Origin of the sequence: Streptomyces sp. NRRL S-920 (genome assembly GCF_000717945.1) — a bacterium.
GTDB classification, from domain to species: Bacteria; Actinomycetota; Actinomycetes; order Streptomycetales; family Streptomycetaceae; genus Streptomyces; species Streptomyces alboniger.
In genome coordinates this window covers 1-288 of sequence record NZ_JODF01000180.1, presented here as the reverse complement: position 1 = coordinate 288, position 288 = coordinate 1, and the positions used below count along the sequence as shown (strand labels likewise).

Here is a 288-nt window from a genome sequence, read left to right as displayed (position 1 = left end):
GCCACGAAGATCCACAAGATCATGGACATGGCCATCGCCGCGGGTGCTCCGCTGGTCTCGCTGAACGACGGCGCGGGGGCCCGCATCCAGGAAGGCGTCTCCGCGCTCGCGGGCTATGGCGGGATCTTCCAGCGCAACACCAAGGCCTCGGGTGTCATCCCGCAGATCAGTGTGATGCTGGGCCCGTGCGCGGGCGGCGCGGCCTATTCGCCCGCGCTCACGGACTTCGTGTTCATGGTCCGTGAGACCTCGCAGATGTTCATCACCGGGCCCGACGTGGTCCGCGCG

1 protein-coding gene is annotated in these 288 nt (G+C 68.1%); it reads left to right on the top strand.

Annotation, left to right across the window (positions count from 1 at the left end):
• Positions 1–288: carboxyl transferase domain-containing protein (locus IG54_RS0137415; RefSeq protein ID WP_030795770.1), on the top strand; the 288-nt coding region annotated here is incomplete at both ends.